The organism is Enterococcus sp. DIV1283b (assembly GCF_051710965.1).
GTDB classification, from domain to species: domain Bacteria; phylum Bacillota; class Bacilli; order Lactobacillales; family Enterococcaceae; genus Enterococcus_B; species Enterococcus_B lactis.
This window is the reverse complement of sequence record NZ_JBIOLR010000001.1, coordinates 1,016,266-1,041,838: the sequence shown is the minus strand read 5'-3', so window position 1 is coordinate 1,041,838 and position 25,573 is coordinate 1,016,266. Positions and strand designations below refer to the sequence as shown.

General features: G+C 38.1%; 27 protein-coding genes and 1 pseudogene. 3 read left to right on the top strand and 25 right to left on the bottom strand.

Going from position 1 to position 25,573, the window contains the following annotated elements:
- Positions 1-77: 77 nt before the first annotated feature.
- The 7 genes from IGJ53_RS04980 to IGJ53_RS04950 all read right to left on the bottom strand — a co-directional run bounded on the left by IGJ53_RS04980 (position 78) and on the right by IGJ53_RS04950 (position 6,068).
- Entirely contained in the window at positions 78-1,805 is a 1,728-nt protein-coding gene (locus IGJ53_RS04980; protein ID WP_438749695.1) for a hypothetical protein, read from the bottom strand.
- 13 nt (positions 1,806-1,818) lie between these two features.
- Entirely contained in the window at positions 1,819-2,835 is a 1,017-nt protein-coding gene (locus tag IGJ53_RS04975) for a DUF916 and DUF3324 domain-containing protein (protein WP_259742233.1), read from the bottom strand.
- 13 nt (positions 2,836-2,848) lie between these two features.
- On the bottom strand, positions 2,849-3,523 hold the full coding sequence (locus IGJ53_RS04970; protein WP_010732249.1) for a WxL domain-containing protein: 675 nt from the start codon (positions 3,521-3,523) through the stop codon (positions 2,849-2,851).
- 41 nt (positions 3,524-3,564) lie between these two features.
- Entirely contained in the window at positions 3,565-4,224 is a 660-nt protein-coding gene (locus IGJ53_RS04965) for a WxL domain-containing protein (RefSeq protein ID WP_010732248.1), read from the bottom strand.
- Complete coding sequence (locus IGJ53_RS04960; protein ID WP_010732247.1) at positions 4,221-4,541, bottom strand: LPXTG cell wall anchor domain-containing protein; 321 nt, start codon at positions 4,539-4,541, stop codon at positions 4,221-4,223. The genes IGJ53_RS04965 and IGJ53_RS04960 overlap by 4 nt, the downstream gene beginning before the upstream one ends.
- Positions 4,542-4,789: 248 nt before the next feature.
- Positions 4,790-5,671 (bottom strand): LysR family transcriptional regulator, encoded by an 882-nt coding sequence (locus IGJ53_RS04955; RefSeq protein ID WP_038398624.1) that lies wholly within the window; start codon positions 5,669-5,671, stop codon positions 4,790-4,792.
- 19 nt (positions 5,672-5,690) lie between these two features.
- Positions 5,691-6,068, bottom strand: a complete 378-nt coding sequence (locus IGJ53_RS04950; protein ID WP_010732242.1) for a MerR family transcriptional regulator — start codon at positions 6,066-6,068, stop codon at positions 5,691-5,693.
- A 223-nt stretch (positions 6,069-6,291) separates the two neighbouring features.
- Here IGJ53_RS04950 and IGJ53_RS04945 point away from each other — a divergent pair, with 223 nt between their 5' ends.
- Positions 6,292-7,485, top strand: coding sequence for an MFS transporter (locus IGJ53_RS04945; RefSeq protein WP_259742231.1), 1,194 nt, complete (start codon positions 6,292-6,294; stop codon positions 7,483-7,485).
- A gap of 176 nt (positions 7,486-7,661) precedes the next feature.
- Here IGJ53_RS04945 and IGJ53_RS04940 read toward each other — a convergent pair.
- A pseudogene (locus IGJ53_RS04940) lies at positions 7,662-8,081 on the bottom strand (helix-turn-helix domain-containing protein); the annotation flags it as partial.
- A 369-nt stretch (positions 8,082-8,450) separates the two neighbouring features.
- Here IGJ53_RS04940 and IGJ53_RS04935 point away from each other — a divergent pair.
- Positions 8,451-9,125, top strand: coding sequence for a hypothetical protein (locus tag IGJ53_RS04935; RefSeq protein WP_438749691.1), 675 nt, complete (start codon positions 8,451-8,453; stop codon positions 9,123-9,125).
- Between the two features lie 160 nt (positions 9,126-9,285).
- Here the strand turns inward: IGJ53_RS04935 and IGJ53_RS04930 are convergent, their stop codons facing one another.
- The 15 genes from IGJ53_RS04930 to IGJ53_RS04860 all read right to left on the bottom strand — a co-directional run bounded on the left by IGJ53_RS04930 (position 9,286) and on the right by IGJ53_RS04860 (position 23,503).
- Positions 9,286-10,458 (bottom strand): class C sortase, encoded by a 1,173-nt coding sequence (locus IGJ53_RS04930; RefSeq protein ID WP_259742229.1) that lies wholly within the window; start codon positions 10,456-10,458, stop codon positions 9,286-9,288.
- A 331-nt stretch (positions 10,459-10,789) separates the two neighbouring features.
- Entirely contained in the window at positions 10,790-12,220 is a 1,431-nt protein-coding gene (locus IGJ53_RS04925) for a SpaH/EbpB family LPXTG-anchored major pilin (protein ID WP_259742228.1), read from the bottom strand.
- 12 nt (positions 12,221-12,232) lie between these two features.
- Positions 12,233-13,720, bottom strand: a complete 1,488-nt coding sequence (locus IGJ53_RS04920) for a SpaH/EbpB family LPXTG-anchored major pilin (protein ID WP_259742227.1) — start codon at positions 13,718-13,720, stop codon at positions 12,233-12,235.
- Complete coding sequence (locus IGJ53_RS04915) at positions 13,717-16,044, bottom strand: MBG domain-containing protein (RefSeq protein ID WP_259742226.1); 2,328 nt, start codon at positions 16,042-16,044, stop codon at positions 13,717-13,719. The genes IGJ53_RS04920 and IGJ53_RS04915 overlap by 4 nt, the downstream gene beginning before the upstream one ends.
- Before the next feature lie 436 nt (positions 16,045-16,480).
- Positions 16,481-16,774 (bottom strand): DUF2087 domain-containing protein, encoded by a 294-nt coding sequence (locus tag IGJ53_RS04910; RefSeq protein WP_259742225.1) that lies wholly within the window; start codon positions 16,772-16,774, stop codon positions 16,481-16,483.
- A 260-nt stretch (positions 16,775-17,034) separates the two neighbouring features.
- A complete protein-coding gene (gene rplS / locus IGJ53_RS04905) occupies positions 17,035-17,382 on the bottom strand; it encodes a 50S ribosomal protein L19 (RefSeq protein ID WP_002290284.1) in 348 nt (115 codons plus the stop codon).
- Between the two features lie 135 nt (positions 17,383-17,517).
- Positions 17,518-18,279: a tRNA (guanosine(37)-N1)-methyltransferase TrmD gene (trmD, locus tag IGJ53_RS04900; RefSeq protein ID WP_010732232.1), complete on the bottom strand. Its 762-nt coding sequence runs from the start codon at positions 18,277-18,279 to the stop codon at positions 17,518-17,520.
- Positions 18,269-18,793 (bottom strand): ribosome maturation factor RimM, encoded by a 525-nt coding sequence (gene rimM / locus IGJ53_RS04895; RefSeq protein WP_010732231.1) that lies wholly within the window; start codon positions 18,791-18,793, stop codon positions 18,269-18,271. Before rimM ends, trmD begins: the two co-directional genes overlap by 11 nt.
- A gap of 150 nt (positions 18,794-18,943) precedes the next feature.
- Entirely contained in the window at positions 18,944-19,735 is a 792-nt protein-coding gene (locus IGJ53_RS04890) for a hypothetical protein (protein WP_259742224.1), read from the bottom strand.
- A gap of 123 nt (positions 19,736-19,858) precedes the next feature.
- The gene (locus IGJ53_RS04885; RefSeq protein ID WP_002290277.1) at positions 19,859-20,110 is read right to left on the bottom strand and encodes a KH domain-containing protein; all 252 of its coding nucleotides are present in this window, start codon (positions 20,108-20,110) and stop codon (positions 19,859-19,861) included.
- 11 nt (positions 20,111-20,121) lie between these two features.
- Positions 20,122-20,397 carry a 30S ribosomal protein S16 gene (rpsP, locus tag IGJ53_RS04880; RefSeq protein ID WP_002290274.1) on the bottom strand — a complete coding sequence of 92 codons (276 nt, stop codon included), beginning with the start codon at positions 20,395-20,397 and terminating at the stop codon, positions 20,122-20,124.
- A gap of 122 nt (positions 20,398-20,519) precedes the next feature.
- Positions 20,520-21,290, bottom strand: a complete 771-nt coding sequence (locus tag IGJ53_RS04875) for an ABC transporter permease (protein ID WP_259742223.1) — start codon at positions 21,288-21,290, stop codon at positions 20,520-20,522.
- On the bottom strand, positions 21,287-22,189 hold the full coding sequence (locus IGJ53_RS04870) for an ABC transporter ATP-binding protein (protein WP_259742222.1): 903 nt from the start codon (positions 22,187-22,189) through the stop codon (positions 21,287-21,289). Before IGJ53_RS04870 ends, IGJ53_RS04875 begins: the two co-directional genes overlap by 4 nt.
- Positions 22,189-22,389 (bottom strand): PLDc N-terminal domain-containing protein, encoded by a 201-nt coding sequence (locus tag IGJ53_RS04865; RefSeq protein WP_086323530.1) that lies wholly within the window; start codon positions 22,387-22,389, stop codon positions 22,189-22,191. Before IGJ53_RS04865 ends, IGJ53_RS04870 begins: the two co-directional genes overlap by 1 nt.
- 1 nt (position 22,390) lies before the next feature.
- Positions 22,391-23,503: a helix-turn-helix domain-containing protein gene (locus IGJ53_RS04860; RefSeq protein ID WP_259742221.1), complete on the bottom strand. Its 1,113-nt coding sequence runs from the start codon at positions 23,501-23,503 to the stop codon at positions 22,391-22,393.
- Between the two features lie 179 nt (positions 23,504-23,682).
- Here IGJ53_RS04860 and IGJ53_RS04855 point away from each other — a divergent pair, with 179 nt between their 5' ends.
- Positions 23,683-24,237, top strand: coding sequence for an NADPH-dependent FMN reductase (locus IGJ53_RS04855; protein WP_259742220.1), 555 nt, complete (start codon positions 23,683-23,685; stop codon positions 24,235-24,237).
- Positions 24,238-24,447: 210 nt separating this feature from the next.
- On the opposite strand, the gene IGJ53_RS04850 is transcribed toward IGJ53_RS04855, so the two are convergent.
- Positions 24,448-24,969 carry a dihydrofolate reductase family protein gene (locus IGJ53_RS04850; protein WP_259742241.1) on the bottom strand — a complete coding sequence of 174 codons (522 nt, stop codon included), beginning with the start codon at positions 24,967-24,969 and terminating at the stop codon, positions 24,448-24,450.
- Between the two features lie 18 nt (positions 24,970-24,987).
- Positions 24,988-25,560 carry a DNA-3-methyladenine glycosylase I gene (locus tag IGJ53_RS04845; protein ID WP_259742242.1) on the bottom strand — a complete coding sequence of 191 codons (573 nt, stop codon included), beginning with the start codon at positions 25,558-25,560 and terminating at the stop codon, positions 24,988-24,990.
- Positions 25,561-25,573: the final 13 nt, after the last annotated feature.

Here is a 25,573-nt window from a genome sequence, read left to right as displayed (position 1 = left end):
CAACTAACTCCACCCTTTCGCCCCTATCATAACAAAAATAAGAAGGAAAAACAGCCACGTTTCCCCTTCTTATTTTTTTATGGTGCTCTTTCGATCGTCCATTCCAACTGTGACTGATATTCACCAGTATAAGCGCCTGGTGAAACAGCTAACTGGAATTGATGGTTCGCATCTTGTTGCAGAGAATAATCCGTAGCATTGTTTTGAACGACTGGCAAGCCCACTGCTGAGCTATCATTGATTGACAGCTTTTCTTCCCCATTCAGATAGGTCAATTGCCCAGGTAAATCTCTTGTTCCGTCAGAAAAAGATGTGGTCTGTTTGACTTTAAGCTGCCAATCTTTCGGAATTCCTGTCGTATCTTCTACAACTACCCCAACAGTTGCTTGTGGTGAAGAATAAACAGTGGTACCGGAAATAACCATGTTTTTGAATTGGATCTCCGGATCGATCGATTTAAAGCTGACGTTTCCTTGATTCAATATGATTTTAAAACTTTCATGATTAGATAACTGACCTTCTGCATCTTTGGCATAAACTTCTACTTGATTATCACCAGTGTTAAGATCAGCGAGAGGGATCTCTTGTGAGAATGGAAGCCATGAGTCTTTTGCTGTATTGCTGACATTGTCTTGCAAGACTCTTTCTTGCCCATTCAGCTTATAAAATAAAGACACAGCATTGCTATCTTTATCTTTCCATTCCCCATCGATCGTCAATGACTGATCTGTTGGAAACACACTGACCGAGGCATTTGCCAAAGAATCAGAAAGTTTGATTTCTGGTGGAACCAATGCTTGGACAAGTGTAATGACTGCATCGTCTTCCGCAACTTGTCCATTACTATCAGAAATTTTGATATGGACATTATTTGTTCCAATATTCCCTACATTCTTCAAGTCAACTGGGATTTCAAATGTGCCGTCTTCTTTAAAACTACCATCTGGAATAGGCACTTCTTTACCATCAATCGTCAATACAGGATGGATATCGTCTTTTGCACCAGCCCAAGAACCGGTTAAAGTAGTTTGATAAGAAGAATCGTCTTTTATATCGATTTTTTTGTCTTTAGTAGCTTCGTCAAATGAGATCCCTAAATTTTGGATACTTGGCATAGATGCTGTGAGAAAATGAGCCCAATCAAAATCACCGGCTTTACTATCATAAACAGCGGCATGAAGCATAAATTTATCGTTCTTCAAAGCTTCTTCTGTTACAGTTGCTTTATAACTTAAAATGACTTTAGAACCTTTTAAAACCAACAAGTTTGATAACGCATATTCATCCTCGTAAGGACCGTCATCATATTCAGTAGTAATTGGGATTTCTGTCATTCGTCCATCATAAGTCAGTGGATCACTGTGTTCATAGTTAGCTAACAAATTAAAAGACGTCAATAGACTAACATGTAATTCTTTAGTTGTTTCAACAAATCTTCCTGTATCTTGTATCCCTGCTACTTCATATCTAAATTCAGGTTCTCCCTGTAATTGCAGACCTTGTGTTTTATCCGGAAACAGCATAAAAACAGAAGATTGTTTATACTGATCGGGCAAAGCACCATCATCCAACTTTTCTAAAGTGGTCGTAACCGTTACCGTATCTCCAACTGCTGTATAATTAGGCGAATGATCTTTTTTGTAAGAAATCGATGCTTCAACATGCCCCCCAAGAATTGGCCCTTCGCTAATTTCTGTATAATCAGCTGCCGAAACATCAACGGCGAGAAAACAAATGCTTCCAAAAACACATAAAAAAAACAAACCTAACACATATAATTTATTTAGTGGCTGATTCAATTTCACTTGAAAGACTCACCTACTTTTTTTGTTTAAGTAATTTGTAACTTAAAAATGCGATGATCAATAATAACAAGATTCCGACTGTGATGATAGCTGGGAGATATGGGATTCCTTTGTCTTCTGTCACTGCTTCTTTGTTGATCTTTTTGGCTTTTTCTGACTGGATCGTAAAATCAGTTGTCAGATGCCATGTTTTATCTGTATTCCCTTCGTTGGCATCGATCGTCACCGTATAATCTCCAGCTTCGATTTTCTCCTTATTCAAACTGATTGGAAAGTCAAAGTTCGTATTAGGGGCAATCGACATATTCTCCTTTTTTGTTTCATAAAGAACATCTTTTGACCCTTTTTTCGTGATTTTCGCATCAAAATTAACTTTGCTGATGATTCCAGGTGTTGGATTTTGCACATTAGCAAACACAGTCGTATAGGAATTTTGCAGACCAGCTTTTGCTGAGTTCAGTTTCAAATCGGGTGTGACGGCAGCTGTATCGTTTTGCAGTTTCACACCGATCACGTACGCATATTTATTACGGATTGCTGTTCCGTCTACTTTTTCACTCACATTATCTTTTTTACTGATGTGTATTCCACCAAGAATGATGCCTTTAAAATGATCTTTTGGCATTTGAACTTGGAAAGTCACATCTTTGGATTCACCAGCTTGTAATTCGATTTCTTGATTTTTAGGAGTGACTAGCTGATTCAATACATATTTAGCAGACGGATCTTTCTTCAAATCTGTTTGTCCGTAGTCAATGACCCCGTTACTGTTTGTGGCAGCATTATTAACATCTACGTTAAAAATTGCTTTTTCTTTTGCTGAGTTAGCTAAATGGATTGAAATCTCTTTTTTTTGATTTGGATCTAATTGCAAATCAAAGTAAGAAACGTTTTTATTTTTTTGAAAGTCGGGAATATTTGCATTGACGCTATACGCTGATTCATTTGAATCAGCGTATGTCGTCAATGGCATCACTACAATACTTAATAAACTAAGAGCAGCAACAAACAATGATTGAAGTTTGTTCATTTTTCTCTCCATTCTAAGCAGTTGGGCCTGCTGTGAGTGTCCAAGTGATCGTTGCCGTGTATTCTTTTGCTTCAACAGAACCTGAAGGCACTTTTAATTGTATTTTGTCATTGTCTCCATTAGTCCCTTGGAAGACGTCTACCCATGAACCTTGTCCTTGCAAACTGTCGGCGGTCATTACTGGTTTTGCTTCCGTATTGTCAAAAACCACATCATGTGCTGTTGGGTTTTCGCTAGTGTTATCTGAAGTTGTTTGGATTTTCCCACCATTGAATGATAATTCCGCACCTTTTAATTCTGAATGATCTTCCGCTGTAAAATGAGAAGCTGCTGCTGTTAATATCCAGCCACCTTCTACCCCTCGTTTATCAGTGATTTGGACATTAGCTTCTGTATTTTCTGCATGATAAACTTGCTCACTTGCTGAGATCTCTTGTGTACCGAAAGTGATATCAGATACATGGTCAATTGATAATGGTCCATGATCGCCTGTTCCATGGTCGTCAGGATTATCTGGAATCAATGGATCAACTGGATCATCATTTCCACCTGTAAAGGTGATTTTTGCTGTAGAAGTAGCTGAATCTTTGGTTGGCTCTGTTTCATCTGCTTGAACTGTCAATGTGCTTAATAATGAGCTTGATAGCAATACTGTCGCTGCTAATGTGTAGAATACTTGTTTTTTCATCGTTGTTATTCTCTCCTTATTCTTTCATCATAAATGTTTAATTAAGCTGGTGCGTCTGACAAAGTCCAGACAAGTGTAGCTGTGTAATCACCCACCAAGTTACCTGATGGGACTTTAAGCGAAACATTTGCTGTATCCATTTCATCCGCCCATGTTCCTAAACCAGCGTTAGCAGCCGCTGTCATAATGTTTTGTGCGGCATTATTGACTACTACTTCGTTTGTAGCAGGAGCTGCAGAACTGTTATCGGCAACCGTTTTAGGAGTTCCGATAGGTAATGTGAGTTCTGCACCATTCAATGTTTTGTCTTCTGAAGTAAATCCTGGTTTTTCTGTAGCGTAATTAACTTGCAAATTCCAGCCAGCACCAGTTCCTCGTAAATCTGAAATCTGCGCTTCAGTTCTTAGTGCTGGTTTTTGGGCAGTATATGTTTCTGTTTTTCCAGAAATCGTTTGAGTGCCAAAGTCGATGTTTGAGATATAATCGATACGCAAGTCCCCAGTATTTCCAGTTGGATCATTTGAAGGAGGATTATCATCAGGGTCGATTGGATTGATCGGACCTACAGGATGATCTGGATCTTGTGTCGTCAAACCGATCTTTGCAGTGCTTTTTCCATTTAGATCATCTGCATGTACAGATAATGTTCCTGCCAAAAGTGTTGTACTAATTAATGCTGCAGCTAAAATTGTTTTTTTCATTCTCTATTCCTCTTTCTTTTCCAAAATATTAAAAACAAACTGATTACTAAAAGAAATACTCCACCCCAAGTAATAAATGATTGCTGAATCTCGTTGGTTTTCGGGTATTTCTTTGGTCTGGATTGATCTGCCGATTGATCGGCATCTTGCGAGGATGGTACGGATGGATCGGTTGAGCTTTGCGGAACACTTCCTTCAAAAGTGATACCTACACTACTTTTTTCACTTGCAGCAAACACTACTTGGTTGAAAGCAGAAAGTTGTATCAAGCAGCTCAACACAAAAACCAATGTCAAACATTTTCTAAATCTTTTCATGAAAGCTCCTCCCATTTTTCTTTTCGAACACCTCCAAAGTTATAATCTTCATTTCTTTGTAATGATTACAATCCAGAACAACGGTTATTATAGCTGATTCATTTCCGTTCTTTTTTTATTTGTAAGCGCTTATTTAACAAGTTGTGTAAATCTCTTTATTTTTTTTGATTTAAAAATGAAAAAATAAGAAAGCAAGACTGTCATACATCTTGCTTTCTTATTGAATTTTCTTCGATTAGAGATACTTATTACTGTTCAAAAGCTTCTTTGAAACGGTGAATCAATTCATTGACTACAGGGGATAAAATCCGATTCTTTTTCCAGACTAGCATGCAGTTCGTTTCAATCATTGGGTCAAGCGGAACGAATGTCACTCGCTTTGAATGATGACTTACAGCACCTTCTATGACTAAAGCAGCGCCTACCTGATTCTCAATTAGCGCAAATACATTGAAAATCAAATTGTACGTTCCTGTGATCAGCAACTGCTCCTTTTTTATGCCTAACCAGTCAGCAAACATTCGCTGTATTTCTGGACGCTTTGAGATTAAAAGAGGTACATTCGCAAAGTCTTCTTTTGTTATCGCGTCTTTTTTTGCTAAAACAGAATTTTCTGAAATGAGCAATCCCCATTTTTCCTTTCTTGGTAACAAAATCGTTTCGTATTTCTCTGTATCTACTGGATCTAGCAAAATCGCTAAATCTAACAGGCCTTTTTCTAGTCGCTCCGTGATATCATCACTTGTTCCACTGTGGATATGAAATTGAACGTTGGGATAATCACGGATCAGCTTTTCTAGTAATAGTGCCAATGTATTCGAATTATCAGCTTCCACACAGCCAATCGTAAATCGTCCGCTGAATAATTGTTTTTTTCTGTTCTCGAATTCTTGAGTGGTTTGATTTGTTAAATCTAAAATTTCTTCTGCCCGGCTTTTTAGAAAATAACCTGCTTCTGTCAAGATCATTTTGCGGTTTTCACGTACAAACAGCTCTGTTCCTAGTTCCTCTTCTAGCTCCTTCAGTTGTCGGCTTAAGGTTGGTTGTGTAAGATGTAGAACTTCTGCGGCTTGAGAGATTGTTCCTTCTTCTGCAATTGTCCAAAAATATTTTAGTAAGCGTAACTCCATAGCGATGCTCCTTGATTTTTTACTTGATACATTCTATTTTATTTCTAGATAACACACGATCATATTTCTTGATTTTTCCTTGTAAACGTTCCAAACATTCTTGCATTTCAGCAATTTTTTTCGTCAAAAGTTCACTTTCTTCAATCAAAAGCTTACGCCGCTCAAATACAGTTGCTTCTCCTTCGCTAGATAGGCGAATATATTCAATCAAAGACTCGATCGATAATCCGGCATTTCGCATACAGATCGTAAAGTCGACCCATTTTAGGTCTTCTTCTGTATAATCACGGATTCCGCCTTTTGTCCGATTAACTGGTGGAATCAACCCGATTCGTTCATAATAGCGCAATGTATCGGCCGAAATGCCCTTTTCTTCACTGACTTGTTTGATATTCATCTGATCACTCTTTCTCTTAATTTCTTGCCACTTTACTTATGTATTTTATTTATTCTACAACTTTAAGTGTACTCCAAGTCAATACTCATTTCTATTAAAACTAGGCTGGATTATCTATATCGGTTGTTTGTGTATTATTTCAAATAAAAAAGTCTTGTTTTTTTATTCTTTTTTGGATATACTTTTAACAATTTAGGGAAATTTTAGGAAAAGGGGTATAAAAATGACAACGTATCAGCGAAAGGTATTATTATCGACATCGGCGGGAATTGCTTTAGAGAATATGGATATTATGTTTTTAGCTTTTTCATTATCTTCAATGATTGCTTCTTTTCATATTAGTGGTACGCAAGCGGGTTTCATTTCAACGATCACTAATTTGGGGATGCTCATTGGAGGTATTTTTTTTGGCATCATAGCTGATAAATGTGGACGTGTGAAAGTATTTTCTCAAACGGTCCTTCTGTTTTCGATTGCTTCTTTATTGATGTATTTTGCTTCAAACATCTACTTGGTTTATCTCTTTCGCTTTATCGCAGGTGTAGGAGCGGGAGGAGAATATGGGGCATGTATGTCCTTGATTTCCGAAAGTTTTTCAAAAAAACAAATTGGACGAGCTTCTTCGGTTGCTGGTATTGGTGCGCAGGTCGGTGCGGCTTTGGCTGCGATTTTAGCCGCTGTGATCATTCCAACGTTTGGTTGGAAGATGTTGTATGTCGTAGGTGTACTGCCGGTGTTGATGGTCTTGTTCATTCGTCGCGGCTTGACTGAACCAAAGGAATTCAAATCTGCACAATCCGTCGAAAAGAAAACCAAACTTAGCAGACTGTTTGAATCAAAACATCTTGCTTGGCAAACATGTGGCCTTAGTATCATGGTGACTGTCCAAATCGCCGGCTATTTTGGGTTAATGAATTGGCTGCCTTCGATTATGCAAGATCGATTAGGACTTTCGGTTTCTGGATCTTCATTGTGGATGGTCAGTACTATTTTAGGCATGTCTTTGGGGATGATGACTTTTGGCATGATCATGGATAAAGTGGGGCCTAAACTAGCCTTTTCTCTGTTTTTGATTTGTTCATCCTTATCTGTCTATCTACTTGTGTTAGCCCATAGCCAGTGGAGTTTGGTAGCAGCCGCTGTGATAGTCGGCTACTTTATCAATGGCATGTATGGTGGATATGGTGCAGTGATTAGTAGTTTGTATCCAACAGAGATCCGCGCGACGGCGAATAATTTCATTATGAATCTTGGACGAGCTGTTGGTGGGTTTTCTTCTATCGTCATCGGTTTCTTGATGGATCATTATAGTTTAACTGCCGTAATCTTGTTTTTGAGCGGTATTTACCTAGTCAGTCTGCTGGTCTTGACAACTCTTACTGGTGTTACAGCATTAAAGGAAAGCTTGCAGCATTGATATTTGCTTCTGTAATTCTGTAAATGACAAGAAAGAGGTGTGGCAAAAGCTTGCATCTGCGGTAATAAGACCAGTCAAATCAAAAACATGAGACACTGTTTCCGTTTGGCTGGTCGTATTACTTGATGCAGGGCAGCTTTTTCAACTGCTAATTTCCTTCTATCTGGCGGCGATTGTTCTTTGACGTCCGTCATTTCAAAGTACTTTACTAATAACTTCGCATAACGAAAAACTGTGGATACACTCGTATATTGAGCGTCTGCATAATTTTCCAAAGTTTTCTCAGGATGTTGATACATGAATTCAATCAAATGATAATTATATGATTTTCTGTAGAAATGAAGATAAATAGTGTAGATTGGGAAGTTCTCCTGCTTTTCCATAGAAAAGCGCCGATTATTCTCATTCTTCAAAATGACCTTATCAGGATATTGTTGGAACAATTCTTCTAAATCTGTTAGATAATTCAAGATAGACTTACTTGATACCTTCAATTCGTTTTGTAGCTCTTCTATTGAACACCATCGATCCGTTTCAAGCAGTAAATGAATCATTTTGATTTTCTTTTGAGAAACTTTTGTTAAAAAAGTCTGCATATTTTCTCCTTCTGTATCTACTTTACTATACTACATACAAGAAAAAAACGGATACAAATATCCCACTGCAAAACAGTTAATGGTGCATAAACCTGTTATTATTTCTCTTTTTTTCCTAACCATTCTCTTGATATGAATCATTTAATCGTTTATTATATAAATGTCAATAATCTAATAATAAAATAACATACATTTTTTATTATTACATACTTAATAACAGAACTATAGCAAAAAATCCCGTGTAACAACACGGGATTAGATTAAGTTTCCTCAATCACTATTCATAACACAATTATTATAACAAGTAAGTAAACAATTGAAAAGGACATTTATTGAAAACGGTTGTTTTTTACTTAAGGAGGAAATTTAGTGAAAAAATTAGTTGCGTTGTTTTTGGTCGCAGGAAGTTTGTTAAGCGGGTGTGGTGCTACCACGTCTACTACTCAAAGCACAAGTTCAGCTCAGGCTTCCAGCAGCAGCACCGCGATCTCCGAAAGTACGGCAGATTCATCGAAAGAACAAGAACAAATTGAAAAGAAAAAAGAAGAAGAGAAACAAAAAGCGGAAAAAGCTGCACTAGAAAAAAAAGTGACAGAAGCAGAATCTGCTTTGTCACAAGCTGAAGCAAATCCTACAAAAGAAAACTATGCAACTGCTTCAGCAGCTATCCAAGCGCTACCTGAAAACAAACAAGAGTTGACAAACCGTCTTGCTGCAATTGATTCCACGATCAAAGCAAAAGAAGCAGAAGAAGAACGGAAAAAGCAAGAAGAAATTGCACGACAACAAGCAGAACAAGCGCAACAAGAAGCAATCGCACAGCAGCAAGCCGAACAGGCGCGACAGCAAGCAGCAGCTGAACAGGCCTCTCAGCAGGCACAAGCCGCAGCTCCTGAGCAAAATAATGAACAAACTGTCTATGTCACACCGACCGGTTCAAAATACCATACACATAAATGTGGAAATGGTACGTATACCCCTGCCACTTTAAGCGAAGCTCAAGCTCGTGGTTTAACCCCTTGCTCCAAATGTTATGGAAACTAATTCAAAAGTTATACTAGAGTAATAAAATTCTTCTGAAACATAAAAAAATAGAAGCTGGCGTTCCAGATAGTAAACCAAAAATAGCAGTTTACACGTCTATTTCGTCAGCTTCTCTCTTTTTTCATTTAGTCTGTTCCCTCTGCTTTTTGGACACCTTCATTCATTCTTTCTCAATCAAATAGTACACCTCTTTTTCTTTTCGCAGTTTGTATCTTCCTTTTTTCAATTTCATTGAAAACTGTTTCGAATGTTTATGTTTTACATGGATTTTAAGTAGGATCTCCTCATGTTGCAAGCGATAGTTTCCGCCTTTTAAATCAGAAAATCTCACTAGTCCGTATTCATCAGAAGCTTTCACAAATGGAACTTTTTCTCTAGTAATATAGTGTTTGCCGTTGAACGTTTTTACAGAAAAGACCATTCCTTCGATTGGTCGTCCGTTTTTGTTCTTTACATAAAAAGATAAAGGATAGTTTCGCTTAGCGATGGCCAAAGAATCTAAATAAGCGATGAGTAGCCAAACTAAGCCGATCGATCCAAGTAGTATACCGATAAACCAAGTAATAAATTTCCATTTTTTCCATTGATCAATTCCTTGGATCGCTTTTTTTGCCTCTTTTGCTTGATAAGGAATACGATGCCCCGTCACAAGCAGTCGATGTGTATTGACCATATATGGAGTGCAGGTAAGCAAAGTCACGAGGTCCCTACCTTTTTGGATACTCAAAGAATCTACTTCATCAGGTAAGACTACTTGGATTTTTTCTACTTGATACGCCAATGTCTTTCCATTGATCTGGATGAAAAACTGGTCTCCTTTTTTCAACTTAGGCAAATCTGTAAATAATTTTGCTTCTGGGAGTCCACGATGCCCAGAAAGAACGGCATGGGTGCTTTTCCCGCCAGTCGGATAAGAACTTCCTTCCAATAATGACGTTCCTTTTTGCAAAAAGATTTCCGTTGTCTGATCGAATATGGGTAAGCTGACATTGATTTTTGGGATTTCGATGACTCCAAGCATATGTTCCATAAAAAAGGCATTACTAGGTAAATCTTTTAATGCTTTTGCATCAACTGCTTGGTTGAAACTAGCTATCCCTGGTGATACGTTTTGCTCTGCCAACTGTTGGTTTTTCTTTGTCATTTTTTCCTGCTGTTTTTTTATTTCCTCTGAATTCTTACTCGATGCCTGCTTTTGATAATAGATGATCATTTGCTGGGCAAGAAAATCATTCAGTGAATCTTCTATAAAAGGATAAGAAAAGATCCCGATCCCAACGACTAAAGTGATTGCCATGAAGATGTCCAGTATTCTTATTCTGCTTTTTTTCATCATGTCCACCTATTTTCTAATATGTCTATGAAGAGGTCGTGAGCCTGCCGTTCAGCTCTGAGTCACAAGGAACAATTTCAAAAAATAGCTTCTCATGTCTGATGAATATTGTGACTTGTGACCGAGGAGTTGGCAGGAGAACACCGTTTAAAGAAGAGGTTGTGAAATCAGCGCCTTGACCTGAGTATTAGAGAAGCAAACGGAAAAATAGTTCCTCATATTTCCCCATAAATTTGACTTAATACCGAGAGCACGACCACTTCTGTCACAACCTTTCTCCCCATTTGAATCACTGTCATTTATTTATCGTATGATTTCTGTTTCCAATAGTTTAAGCTTCTGTTTCTTGATGGCGTTTTTTGAAGTAGATCACTGCTCCTCCAACTAAAGCAATACCTACCAAGATGAATACGATGATCCCCATACCACCAGTTGAAGGCAAGATTCCTTTAGGTTGGTTATCGATCGTTGTTTCATCAGAAGTTGTTGGATCATCATCTACTGTAAATTCAGTGTACGCAGCTTCATTCTTAGGTAATGCGTAGCCTTCTGGTGCTTTTGTTTCTTGAAGGCAGTATGCCCCTTGTTTCAGCCCTTCGATTGAAAATTCCCCTTCTGAATCAGAAATCAATTTCACTTCTTCCCAGTCAGAACCTGCGACTTCATCTGACCAAGCATATGGGTATTCTCCTGAGGTGAGGTTTGCTATTTTTTTCATTAATTTAACAGTTGGATCTTTTGCTCTTAGAATAGAAAATTCTGCACCGGCTAATTTTTCTTGCGTGTTCACATCTTGTTTGATGAAGTGGAAATCACCGTAGTTTTGGACGTTTTCTACAGTAATCGTGTTATCTGTAGTTGTATTTTCCCGATTGACTACACCGTTTGGATTCCCAAGATCGGCTTCATCCGCGCCATGGATGATTCCGGTTGTTTGTTGCAATTTTCCGTTTTCTACTACAAATGAGGTTTCTTTTTGTGGATCGGTCAATTGATAACCATCTGGTGCTTTTGTTTCAACTAAAGTATAATTGCCGTCTAGTAACCCATTGACACTGATGGATCCTTCAGTATCAGTTGTGAATGTCAATGCTGATTCGGCAGGACCATAAAGAGCGACACCGGTGTTTTCATCAAAACCAGTCACAAATTGATTGTCTGAATTTTTGATCTGGAATTGCGCCCCTGATAACTTATTTACTCCTGAAAAGTTCCCAGCTTTTTGGATTTTGATATTGCTTTCTTTGATGACATTTTTAGCATATAGATGAATCGTGTCTAAAGGTTTGTCAGGGTCTGATGAATCAGGGTTGTAAAAGGGTAAGCTTAACACGATATTTGGCGACATTTCGACACCAGGTTTTGGTGTTTCTACAAAGACGTATACAGCATCTTTCCCATCAGATTTACCTGGAAGAGTCAAGTTAGCTAATCCTTCACCAGAAGTCGTTACACTTGCGAAGGGTGTAGCGTCTGCTGGAACTGCTGTATCTTTACTTGGATAGTACGTAGCAGTGATGTCGTATACGTTGAATTCTACGCCATTCAATGGTTCGCTATTCGGAAATGTCAATTCCGTTCCGTTGTTTATTTGATTTTCTGGTGCTGAAGTGAATTTCAATTTATGCAAATTAACCGTGACATTTTCTGGTGTAGGTGATACGGCTGCAGAGACATCTGCAGTTCCTAGGCTGAGAATGAAAGGAAGCAACATAATAGTAGTTCCTAGAAGTGCCCATATTTTTGTTTTGATGTTTTTCATTTTATTTTCCTCCTATTGTTTCCCTTTTTGTTGTTTTTTATAAAACCAAGCTGTCCCTGTTGAAAGGACTAGCAACAACCCTAAGATTGAAAAAATTCCAAGCATCTCTTCGTTTGTTTTTGGAAAGCTTCCTCCACTTTTTTCATGTGATGAGCCATTCGTCTGCATCTGAACTGGCGTTTTTCCGTTATTTGTCCGATTTGCTTCTGGTTCGTTGATGATTTCCAATGGTATAGGATGAAGTGGATCATAACTACCTTCTTCAACTTCAAAGAGAATTGGTGCTGGACTCCATACATATCCTTTAGGCGGCTTGATCTCAACTAGTTCGTAGCTTCCAAAAGACAAACCATGGACAGAAAATGTTCCATCTTTACTGGAAGTAAAAATCGTTGCTCTCGGATCATCTTTGGCTACCCAGTAATTTATCCCATTTTCTTGCGCTAAATATTGGCTATCTCTTTTGACTAAAAATTGAGCATCTGCCAGTCTTTGTTTCGTTTGCCGATCTACTTTGACAAATTGTTTGCCACCTGTTTGGATGGCAAGATGTGTTTCTACTGTTTGATTGTCAGTCGTCAAACGTACCTCGTTGTCAAATGTCGTTTTTTCACTGTTTTCTTTCAATGTCATTTGGTAACGGATCGTTAATTTTTTCCCAGCAAACGAACTGAGATCTTTTCCAGAATCTGATAATACAAAACCATGTTTTGTTTTTTGTGTATGAAATGTATGAATCTTTTCTCCACTAATCAAAAGATCAATTGTTTCTGGTTCTAGCCACAACTGAGGATCAGCTGTATCTTTGATCGTATAGGTTCCTATCTCGTTGATGTTCTCCGGAATTGTGGTGGTGATGAGATAAGGTACTTTATCCCCATCTGCAAAATCTGTCTGCTTGTTCTCTACTTTTTTTGTTAATGTGAGTGCAGCAGGTATTTTTTGTTCGCTCTTGGGATACAAGTGGATGGTCGTCAATTTATGATTAGATGAATCTGTCACAGGAAGCACGACGACAAATGGTGCTGATTTTTCTTTTACTTGATCTGAAGATTTTATTTCCGCAAATCGGTAAATAGCGTCACGACCTTGCTCGTCATTGTCCGATACACGAAAAGAAGCAATGCCCTCTTCCCCGTCTACTGTTTTTGTTACACTTTCTGCCAGTATTTTTCCACTATCACTTTTCTGTGCTAGTTTTCTTTGTGCGTCTTCTACACTACTTCCTTCTGACCGCAGCTTGTAAAATTCATCCGAGACATCATATATAGCGAAAGTAACACCGTTCAACCCTTTTGCCTCCTGAAAGTTATCTGGACTATCCATTCCGTCGTTTTGACTGATACTTGGCATCTGTTCGCTTTCGAACATTCGATTATGCAAAGTAAATGTGATGGGTGATTCTCTAGCTGACACAGTCGGAGAACCAATAAAAAATCCCAGTAGGATAAAAAAGAGAACAGCAAACCTATCCACACGTACATTTTTTGTTTTTTTCATCGCTGTTCACCTGCTTTTCTCTTACGATGGATAAAATAAAAGAAGCCAGAAAAAATAAAGATTATTCCTAAAAAGACAAAGGGCAGTAGACCTATCCCGCCTGTCGAAGGAAGCAAGAGAGTCGGATTGATCGTCAACTCAGCGGTATCTGTTGCGGTAATCGAATAATTATTGTGTACAGTTCCTTCCCCTAAACTAATCGTTACTATTTGTGTTCCGATATCTGTCCGGCTGTTAGCTGTTAGTGTATAATCCAATGATTCACCTGAGACAACACCGGTAACGTGGACATTTCCAACCGGAATCGAGTGACTTTGGGCATCATAATTAAAGACAGCGTCATCGACAGTAATCACTGCACCAGCTTTATTGATGGTATAGGTTCCTGATGTGTTAGCTATATCAGTAAATGACATCTTGGGATTTGCTGCTTTGACTTTATCTATCCCGCTTTTCGTTAATTTGATTGCATAGCTGCCAGCATTAACCATGTTTTTTGCTGATTGTGCATCTACTGTGTAGTCCGTGTTGCTAAGTGTCACTTGCACTGGAGTAAGCGAACTGGTGACACCTTCTGCTGGCTTGACATGGATTGACGGGATTCCTGCTTTTCCATCATATGTCTTACTGCCAACGAGCTCTACCGTACCGATGATTGGCTTGATCGTATAGATATCAGATGTCTGCACGATAGTAAATAAATAGTTTGTTTTGGCAGCTAGTTTAGCTAGTCCGCTTTTTGTCAATTGCCAAGACGTATAGGTTCCAATTTCAGTAGGCGCAGTTACTTCAACGCCCTTTTCATTCAACGCTTTGAAATCAGTTGGATTCCATGTGATTTGATCAATACTGAGATCATTGTTTAAAAGGGATGTTGATTCTGTTTTATCATTAAAGATATATTTAACGATCGGTACAACAGAAAGACCATCATAGTACTTACTGCCATTTGCAATGATTGATACTGTTGCATTTGTCTTATAATATAGGATGATTTCAGAAATCTGTTTTCCATTTGCGTCCTTTACGATTACATATCCATTTGTATCTAAACTAGTTGAAACATTCGTTGCTGATTGGTTCTTTGTTTCTGTTGCTGAAACAGCTGTAAAGGTATATCCGCTGATAGTAGGCACATTAGTCGTCAGGTCTTGTGCAGCACTTCCGTAAGTAAGATTCGTTATTTTAGAAGGAGCAATCGTCTGTCCAAAATAGTCTTGATACTTAATAGTGATTGGTGTTTGTTTGCCTGTATAGGTCACCGTATCGACGTTACTTTCTAGGGCTGTGAAAGAACTGTTTGTTTGTGCAAAAGAATAGCCCGTTACTGCTGTTGGAGTAATAACCACTTTGTCCCCCACATGGATGCCAGATAGTGCAGTACCATACGTACCGATTTTTGCTGCTCCACCATTGACTGTATAAGAAAAAGTTCCTGTCCGGTTCGCATTGACCTGAACCGTCGCTGCTTGATAGGTTGGGACAACTGAAATATTCCCCTTGTTATCAACGATCTGTCCATTTTTGATCGAGTACCCTGTGAATGGGATATCATTTGCTAACTGTATACCGATTGAAAAAGTACTCATACCTCCTCCGGCAGGAAGCCCTCCCCATGTTGAGGGTGTAAAAGAATAACTTTTATCCGCATTGGGTGTAACGGAATCGATCGTATTTCCAGCGGTAGCCACCCCCATATAGATACTTTTTGGGAAGGTGGTAGTAGTACCATTTACTGTGGAGCCAATAAATAGATTATGGATATCTGGACGGTTATCAATAAAAGCGATTGCTTTGGTAACACCTTGTAACATGGTTTTATCCGCACTCATCGTTCCGTTAACCGCAACAATGACTCCATCTTTGGCATATATCACTGTATATCCATCTGGTATGGTATGTCCGTTGAAATTCGTAGTGGCCGCAACAGCACTGAATGTCTGACTTCTACCTGTTTCTGAATAAGCTTTTTCCCCTGCTGCTTTTGCTGCTGCAATTTCTTTTTCTGTCGGATCAATCAGCTGAGTCGAGGATGTAGTTGAGGTTGTCTCGTTGTTGCTAGACTGATTGGTACTTTCTGTTGACTGTATTTCAGAATGGGGTGGACTATTTGTCTCCTCTGTCGTTTGGTTAGCAAAACTTGACGTTTCTGTATAAACGTTTACATTCATATTGGATAAACTTCCTAAGAAAGTAAGAATCACGATTATCGAAACTGCAATGGAACGCAAGTGTTTTCTTCGAGATACAGCTTTTAGTCTAGAATCAAAATGTTTTTGACATATACGTTGGATTTTATTTTGAGTTTTCTTGGTCATTTTCATCCCTCCTCTCAATAAAAAAACGTTATCAAATAAGCACGTGGACGTTATTCAAAATTTAATTTTTACTATTTTATTGATGTATGGAAAGTTTGGCTCATTTCTATTCTCTTTTTATTCTAAGATTATTTTAGTCTTGTCCTTTAATAGAAAGATTTTATTTTTAAATAAAAAATACTCTTTTTTTACGACTATTGAAAAAAAAAGATAAAACTTGATGAATTGAAGTATTGCTTAATTTTGGAAGCTGAAAGAGGAATAAAAACATAAAAAAGGACATTGTATCCAATATGAATTTTAGGAGGTATACTTGAGCATTTGAAGTTATTCGTACATATAAAATTGACACTAAAGAATGACTAAATAAAACAAAAAAGTATGCAGCGTTGGTTCTACGCCGCATACTTGAAGTTTTTTCAATTAGTATAAATCAAAACTTCTAATGTTCATTTTCCATCAACTGATACACTCGACCATCCGAACTTCTTTTGAAAAAACCGAATGTGATTAGGTAACGCCTTTGTTCGACATAATCAGCACTAGAAAATACGTCCATCAATATCGAATTGACTTCTGTTTCTGTATAGATTACTCCATGTTCGAATCGTTTCAAGACTTCTTTCAGCAGGATGTATTTCTTTTTTGTTGCGCTTGGTACTTGTTTTACTTTACCATCCTTCATAAATGTCTCCAAAACTTTCATTTTCTCTTGCTCCGTATAAGTATAAATCATCTTCTTTCTCCTTTTGATTCTAAGAATACTCCATTTATGTTAGAATATTCTGGATTTTTTATTAAAGCGGTTACTCTCAAGAAAGATATTATCATATGGCTCTTTTTTTTACTAATATTTGTCGATAGACTCATCCTAATAAGTTATTCGCCCATTCGAGTAATTAAAAAAATACTGAATCAAGAGTAACGCATTACATGATAAGAACAAAAAAAGAACCCTTGAATGCCAAGGGTTCTTTCTCTGTCTGATAACAATAATTAACGACGGATTTCTTTGATACGAGCAGCTTTTCCGTGTAATGCACGTAGGTAGTACAATTTTGCACGACGTACTTTACCGTAGCGAACTACTTCGATTTTTGCAACACGTGGTGTGTGCAATGGGAATGTACGCTCAACGCCCACTCCGTTAGAAACTTTACGTACTGTATAAGTTTCGCTGATTCCAGCACCGCGGCGTTTGATAACAACACCTTCAAATAACTGGATACGTTCACGAGTACCTTCGACAACTTTTGCGTGAACACGCACAGTGTCACCAGGGCGGAACGCTGGGATGTCAGAACGTAATTGGTCTTTTGTTAATTCTTCGATTAATGGATTCATGGTTTTCTTCTCCTTATTCCAAATATTCTTATGAGCTTCTCTCACAGCGGAATATCGTAATAGTTAAGTGCTTGTGCACTCACCATAAAATACTAACATACTATCAATCTACTGTAAAGAAGATTTTAGAAAAAGTTACTTGGTTACATCTGATGGTTTTTCTTGCTCTTCTTTCTTGATCTCTTCTAAAAATTTCGTCATTTGAGGTGTCCATTCAAGTGTTTCCAAGAGATCAGGTCGGCGTTGATAGGTTCTTCTTAGCGACTCTTTTAATTGCCATTCTTCAATCAATTTATGGTTTCCATTTGTCAGTACTTCTGGTACTTTCATCCCTTTATATTCTGCTGGACGAGTATATTGGGGATGTTCTAATAGACCAGTTGAATAAGAATCGGTTTGGGCAGAAGTCTGATTGCCTAACACATCTGGCAACAGCCGAACTGTTGCATCGATCATGACCATCGCACCTAATTCTCCCCCAGTAAGGACATAATCCCCTAAGGAAACTTCATCTGTCACTAATGTGCGGATACGTTCATCATACCCCTCGTAGTGACCACAAATGAATACCAGGTGTTCTTCCTGTGAAAATTCTTCTGCCATTTTCTGATCGAATCGTTTACCAGCTGGATCAAGAAGGATGACTCGTTTCTTGACATCAGGTGCAGCTTGTTCGATTGCTTGGATATTATCATAGATTGGCTGGACTTTGAGCAACATACCTGCTCCTCCGCCATATGGATAGTCGTCTACTGTCTGATGTTTATTATCTGAATAGTCGCGGAAGTTAGAGACATTGATGTCTAATAAACCTTTATCTACAGCCTTACCGATGATGGATTCACCCATAGGACCTTCAAACATTCGCGGAAATAAAGTCAATACATCAATCTTCATCGTCAATCAGTCCTTCTGGGATTTCTACACGAATCACTCCAGCTTCTAAATCAACTTCTTTGACGACAGAAGCGATATATGGAAGCAAGATATCAGCCTTTTTCGGACGTTGTACGACCCAAACATCATTGGCTCCTGGCGACAAGATTTCTTTTACTTTACCTAGTTCCATTCCATCTTCTTCCACCACACGCAGACCGATGATCTCGTGGTAATAGAATTCATTTTCATCTAGATCTACAGAGTTGTCTTTTGACACTTTCAATATGCCATCCCGATATTTTTCCACATCGTTGATGGAAGGATGACCTTCAAAACTCAATAAGTCAAAATTTTTATGTTTGCGATGACTTTTGACCGTTAATTCAATAGGTGCTTTTCCATCTTGGAATAATGTCAGCACCGTCCCTTTTTTGTAACGTTCTTCTGGGAAATCCGTTGTTGAGATCACACGGACTTCACCTTTGATACCTTGTGTGTTTACGATTTTTCCTACATTCAAGTATTCAGTCAACTTATATCCCCATTTCTTTTTTGTCTGTTTTATTTTAGCATGTGCGGAGAGGCAATTCTAGTTTTCTTTTAGGGTATTAACCCAAATTTATGCAAAACTGCGGCGTGCTGTTTTTGATGACTTCTTATTTCTTGAAGCTGAGCACTTCTGTCATGTCTTCTTCATAGAAACTGCCATCTTCAATGCAGCCATAGGGTCTTGATGAGTGATCGTATAGACATTTTTCGGTTCTTGCCAACTTACTTCTACGGCTCGATTCGTCGTATCTCCCATATCAATAGTTATCTTACCAAATTGTTCAGGTGCTGGCAGCCTGTTTTCTTCCAAATAGGCTACGATTTCTTTAGCTAACGGTAAGGGTTCTTGACCATCTATATTATTCCCACGGATCCGAATACGCCAATTTCCTTCTTGCCATTCAAGGTAGCTTGAACCTGCTGCTCCTTGCTGATACCCCGTGATTTGATGACCTAAATCCATTTGCTGCCCATTAGTATCGATCTCAAATGGCTGCAAGACTTGGATCGTTTCTTGACTAGAAGCAAATCCATATTGATAGAGATAAGTTGCAATAGGCGTTTCTTGATTCAATTCGTCAGCATTCAATCTGAGGGGACGATTTGATTCGTAATATAAAATAGAATAACCTTGCTTTGTTTGTGCCGCTGCGACATTGAGATAGCCAGAAGAAATGGGTACATCTAAAGGCATGGGCACGTTTGGTTGTTGTTCTTTCAATTGGTTTAAAGCAGTCGTTTCCTCATTATTTGAGGTAGTCCTTGTTTGTTCAGTAGATAAAGCCGTTTTAGTACTACTTTTTTCTGTACTTGCAACAGTTTCAGATGTACTGCTTGATGGTTGCGTATTGTCTGATTTTTCAGTAATCAAACTGCAGGCGCTTAACAATAAGACAAACGGAATAAATAACATACTATTTCTCATTATCTGTTCACTCCCTCCTATTATAAGGATACGCTTTCTTGCTTCTTTTGCCAAATAATCATTTCTTCAATTAATAAAAAAACAAAAAAGCTGTACTCGAAAATTCGAGTACAGCACGTTTATTTACTTTTCCTTATCATCGATGATATTCAAACGCACTTTTTTTGGTGCATTGATCCGAACACCGTAAACGATCGTGCGGATTGCTTTGGCAACACGCCCTTGTTTTCCAATGATACGGCCAATATCTTCAGGTGCCACTGTTAGGTTGTACTCGTAAAAATCTTTCGACTCTACGACATCTAACTTGACTTGATCAGGATAAGTGACTAGCGGACGAACGATTGTTAAGACTAAGTCGCTTAAATCTTTCATATCCGGTCACCTTATTTCTTTGAGAATTTAGCTTCGTGGTGTTTTTGCATAACGCCTTCTTTTGAAAGGATGTTACGTACAGTGTCAGAAGGTTGTGCACCTTTTGATAACCAGTCAAGAACTAAGTCTTCTTTTAAAACTACTTCTGCAGGGTCTTTCAAAGGATTGTAAGTACCTACAGTTTCGATGAAACGTCCATCACGAGGAGAACGTGAATCAGCTACGACGATACGGTAAAAAGGACTCTTTTTAGAACCCATACGTTTTAAACGGATTTTAACTGCCATTATTTATTTCCACCTCCATTGTTTTATTCACAAGATGTAGTGTAACAGTTTTTTTTTACCCTGTAAAGCTTTTTTTCTTTACAGCTTGATTAAATTCGATTTTTTTTAGGAAATAGCAGATTTTAGACTTCTTTTTTGTTAAAAACAAGCCACCCAGCTACGATGGATATGACGATAGAACAACACGTCACTGCTAATGACTGAGTATAATCTGTAAGGTGGATTTCTTTCGTAAGATAATTTGAGGAAGAAATCAAATAAGTCGGTACATATTCTGCTACTTTAGAGAACAACCCAGCACCATAACTCAGAATGACCGTTCCCCCACTAGCCAACAGAACCGCATAATTGGAAGAAAGAAAAGCTGAATAAAATAAAATCAATGAATAAATCCAACAGCCAAAAAAATAATAAGTAAAACTGATAAATAAAGGATGGAAGATAATCGACTGGTCCCAATAATAAATCGTGTATGCTAGCGTAATACTATAACAGCACCAATAGCTGACACTCCAAAATAGTATGCCCATGATCCATTTCGATAGAAATATCTTCCAGCGCTTCATTCCTTTTGTCAGCAAGTTGATGATTGTTCCATCTTGGTATTCGCTTGTCAATATCCCGCTGAATAAAAGAAGGAAGAAAATCAGCAACATCGGAATATTTTTATAAAATTGTGTCCATGAAGTCGTTGCATCAACTGTGATTTTCTGAACAGAAATCCCTGACTCTGCCAGAGTTGTTGACATAGCTTGCATTAAATAAGGAGTCAATTTAGCTAGCAATGGATTCATTATACCGAAAATCACTGTGAGCGCACTTAGCGTGATGATTTTTCCAGTACGCCAGTTTTCCTTCAGCTCCTTTTTGGCGAAGGCAATGAGTTGTCTCATGATTGAACGACCTCCAAAAAGAGTTTTTCTAGCGTGGGTTCTTCCATCTGGACTGATTGGACTGGCAATTGATACTTGGCTAGCAAATCCATAGCAAAAAGCATTTCTTCTTTACTTTTTTGTGGATAAGCTATACGCAGTTCACTTCGGATCATCCCTCCAGGTAAAAGCTCTTCAAATTGTTCGCGCTCTTTTTTGGAAAAAAATACGATCTCAAACCCACTAGCATTTGTTTGCTTTTTCAATTCGTCCACTGATCCAGACAACACGATTTTTCCATTATCCAAAAAAGCAACTTTGTCACAGATACGCACCACATCAGATAAAATATGAGTTGAAAATAAAATCGTCGTTTGCTCTTTCACAGAGGATAAGATATCTAAGATTTCTTTTCGACCAACAGGATCAAGAGCAGAAGTTGGTTCATCGCAAATGAGTAATTTGGGCTCGTTCAATAATGCTTGAGCAATCCCTAAACGTTGTCGCATCCCTCTGGAAAAGTTTTTGATCCGCTTCTTTTCATTCGACAGACCGACAAGTGACAACAGTTCATTGGTTTTTTCCTTTATCCGCTGTTTAGGCATTCCTGTGAGTTCGCCGCAAAAGATCAAATACTCAGAAGCGGTCATATAATCATAAAAAACCGGTACATCAGCTAAATAGCCTATTTCTTGATTGGTCGTTGTTTGTCCGTACTCTACTTCTTTTCCGTTCACTCGGATCGTTCCGCTGTTTTTTTTGATAAGACCTAAGATCAGTTTCATAGTTGTCGTTTTTCCAACACCGTTTTTACCGATGAAACCAAAAATCGTCTGTTCTTCTACAGAAAAAGATAAATCATCCAGCAATTTGTTTGTACCAAAAGACTTTGAGACTTTTTCAAGTGTTAAGATAGCCACTACGCATCCTCCTTGCCAAAAATCAAATAAAGGACAGGACCGATAAACTGCATACCAACAATAACAATAATCACCCATATCATTCGATTTCCATGTTTATATGCAGAATGTGTAAAAATATGTTGAAGTACATAAATAAGTAATCCAAACTGTACAATGATTAAAGGAATTAAAAACGGAAGAAATTCTTTGATGCCCATATTACTCGCCTGCCAATCGTTTTTTTAGTTTTTCAATTTTTGATCTTTCAATTTGTTGAAAAATCGGATTTTCTAATGCACTTAATGCCCCTTCCCTGATGATTTTCGTGTCTCTTATTTGCTGTACCCCAAGATCTGCTCCTTCAAATATCTCAGTTATCTCATCAAAATACCTATCACCATGAAGGATCCTGCCTTCCTCGCTTAAAAGTATAAGTGTCAAATCCACAAACTGTTTTAAGCACTTTATTACTTGTTCTTCTTTTTCATGTTTCGCATAAGCACAGGCTGCAGCGTAAGAAAATTGAGCACAACTGTTGGGATGGACCGCCGTCAGGTTGAATGCTTGGATCACAGCATCTATTCTATTGACAGTTTCTTCTATAACCGGTAATTGAATGATTTGGATCAATAGATAATGAGTGGCTGAAGATACGAGATTGATTAAATGAGAAAACATGCTGAATTGAGTGTAGCTTACCGCTTTTTTTGTTTGACCAGCGGCTCGGTACGCTTGGATAAGTAATGTGTCGCTTTGCTGGGCAAAACGATAAGGGTCCGCTTTTTCTTCGATCTCAGATAAAGCTTCTTCTGGTTTGCCTAACTGGAGCATGACCGCTACTTTTAACAAAGAAGCATTATTGCATAGAGATAATTCTGCTGATTCTTCAACGATTTTCGTACATAACGCTTCTGCTTCAGACAGAATTGCTTGTTGTTCCTCCAGATCCTTTGTTAGCATAAAATGATTCAACCACAAAACGGCTACTTGTAAAAGAAAAGGATAACATGAGTAATATTGTTTGACCGCTTTTCTACAGTCCTCCATCACATATTCAAAGGGCTCTTCAGAAAAAGCGGTGGTCCACTGCTGATAAAAGTGTCTGATTTGCTCTTTCGTCAATTGAGGATGATAGCCAAGCAGTTCATCAACAGACACATCAAAAAAACTGGCTAATTTAGGCAATATGAGTACATCAGGCATACTTTGGCCTGTCTCCCATTTGGAAACAGAAGCTTTTGTCACACCTATGAATTCAGCTAGAGTTTCTTGAGTCACGCCTTTTTTCTTTCGTAAATTTGCTACATTTTTCGATAATGATAATTCTTCCATCTTATCCCTCCTTTTTCTTCATTATATAGACTTTCTAAGAGGGTTGGCAATGGAGACTAACGATACTTCGCGATCATTTGTCAACTAAAACGAAACTTTTACCAGTGAGTGTTTTTATTTGCTCCAGTTACTTATTTTTTGTAAGATTATTATAGATAGTTTGAAGGAGGAAAAATCGTATGACAAAAAAAATTGGATTTTTTATTGGTAGTTTAAGAAAAGATTCTTACAACAAAAAAGTAGCAGAAGCTTTTGCGAAATTGCTTCCTGAAGGGTACGAAAGTGTATTTGTAAAAATCGATGATCTGCCATTTTACAATGAGGATCTTGAAACCCCAGAAAAAGCTCCTGCTGAATGGACTCGTTTTCGTGAGGAAGTGAGCGGATTAGACGGTGTCGTTTTCGTTACTCCTGAATACAACCGCTCTGTGCCAGCAGTATTGAAAAATGCTTTAGATGTAGGCTCAAGACCTTATGGACACAGTGTTTGGGATCATAAACCAGGTTTAGTCGTTACAGCATCACCAGGTGGGATCGGCGGCTTTGGCGCAAACCACCATCTACGCCAATCACTTGTCTTTTTAAATGTGCCAACCTTGCAACAACCGGAAGCATATATCGGAAACGTTGCGAATCTAATTGATGAAAACGGCAATATCGTTGAAGGAACATTAAGTTTCTTCCAAACGATTTTAGATGCGTATCTAGATTTTTCTAACAAATTAGCAGAATAAAATCAGAACAATAATAAAAAAAGATGCTGGGACAGAAGCGTTTAACTCCAAGAAATAAGAAGGAATTCACGAAAATTGCTTTTCAAATTTTTGTGAATTTCAGCTTATTTCCGAAGGAGTTGCTTCTGCTTCCGCCGTTTATATGTGTTTAGAGCGTGAGACAAAAGTAAAGAACACTTTTGTCTCACGCTCCTTTTGTTTTATTTACTTCTACTTTCGTACATAATGTAATTCGATAAATTCACCGAATCGTGTCGTATCTAGCAATTCGAAACGTGCTTCATAGGTTCCTTTTTGGAATAAAGGGATTCCGTCCCCTAATAATACAGGGGCAATCTGGATATACCATTCATCAATCATTTGATGTTCTACTAACGGTTTGATCAATCGACCGCCACCCACAACCCAGATATCTTTTCCTTCTGTCATTTGTAGATTTTTTAGAAAAGCAACAGGCTTTTCGTGTACGACCTCAGCATCTGGCAATTGTAATTGTGCGTTGGTTGAAAAAACGAAATTCTTTTTCTCAGGATAAATTGCTTCAGTCTCCAAATATTTTTTTGCTTCCTGATAAGTTTTCCTGCCCATGATGGTCGTATCGATTGTTTCATAAAAAGCTTCATAAGTGGTTTGCTCACCTGTCGGAGTGTCAAAAAGCCATTGAAGATCATCCGTTTTCGTTGCCAAATAACCATCTAAACTTACAGCGCCATAAAATATGATTTTTCGCATGCTTTATTCGCCCTTTCTTTATTTTCTGCCAATACGTATGACCTCTTCTTTGCGGAAACAACTGTCAAGGTGATCATTGATGATCCCGACTGCTTCTAAAAAAGCATAGATTGTCGTACTGCCAATAAATTTGAATCCTCTTTTCTTTAGATCTTTTGCTAATTCATCTGAAAGAGGACTTGTTGTCGGGACTTCTTCTTGTGAATGATAAGAAGAATCAACGATTTTTCCATTAGAAAACGACCAAAGATACTCAGAAAAACTGCCGATTTCTTCTTGAATCTTCAAGACTGCTTTAGCGTTTTGGACAGCTGCTTCGATTTTTCTGCGATTCCGAATAATTCCTTTGTTTTCCATTAGTTCGCTCATTTTTGTTTCTCCATAATTTGCGACTTTTTGGATATCGAATTGATCATATGCTTCATCGAATGCGTCACTTTTATTTAAAATCGTCTGCCAACTCAATCCTGCCTGATTAATGTCGAGCATCAATTTTCGGAACAGCTTTTGGTCATCATATTCAGGAACACCCCATACAGTATCATGATATTGCCGCATATTTTCTGTCTGTTCACTCCACGGACATCTCATCTATGCCACCTCT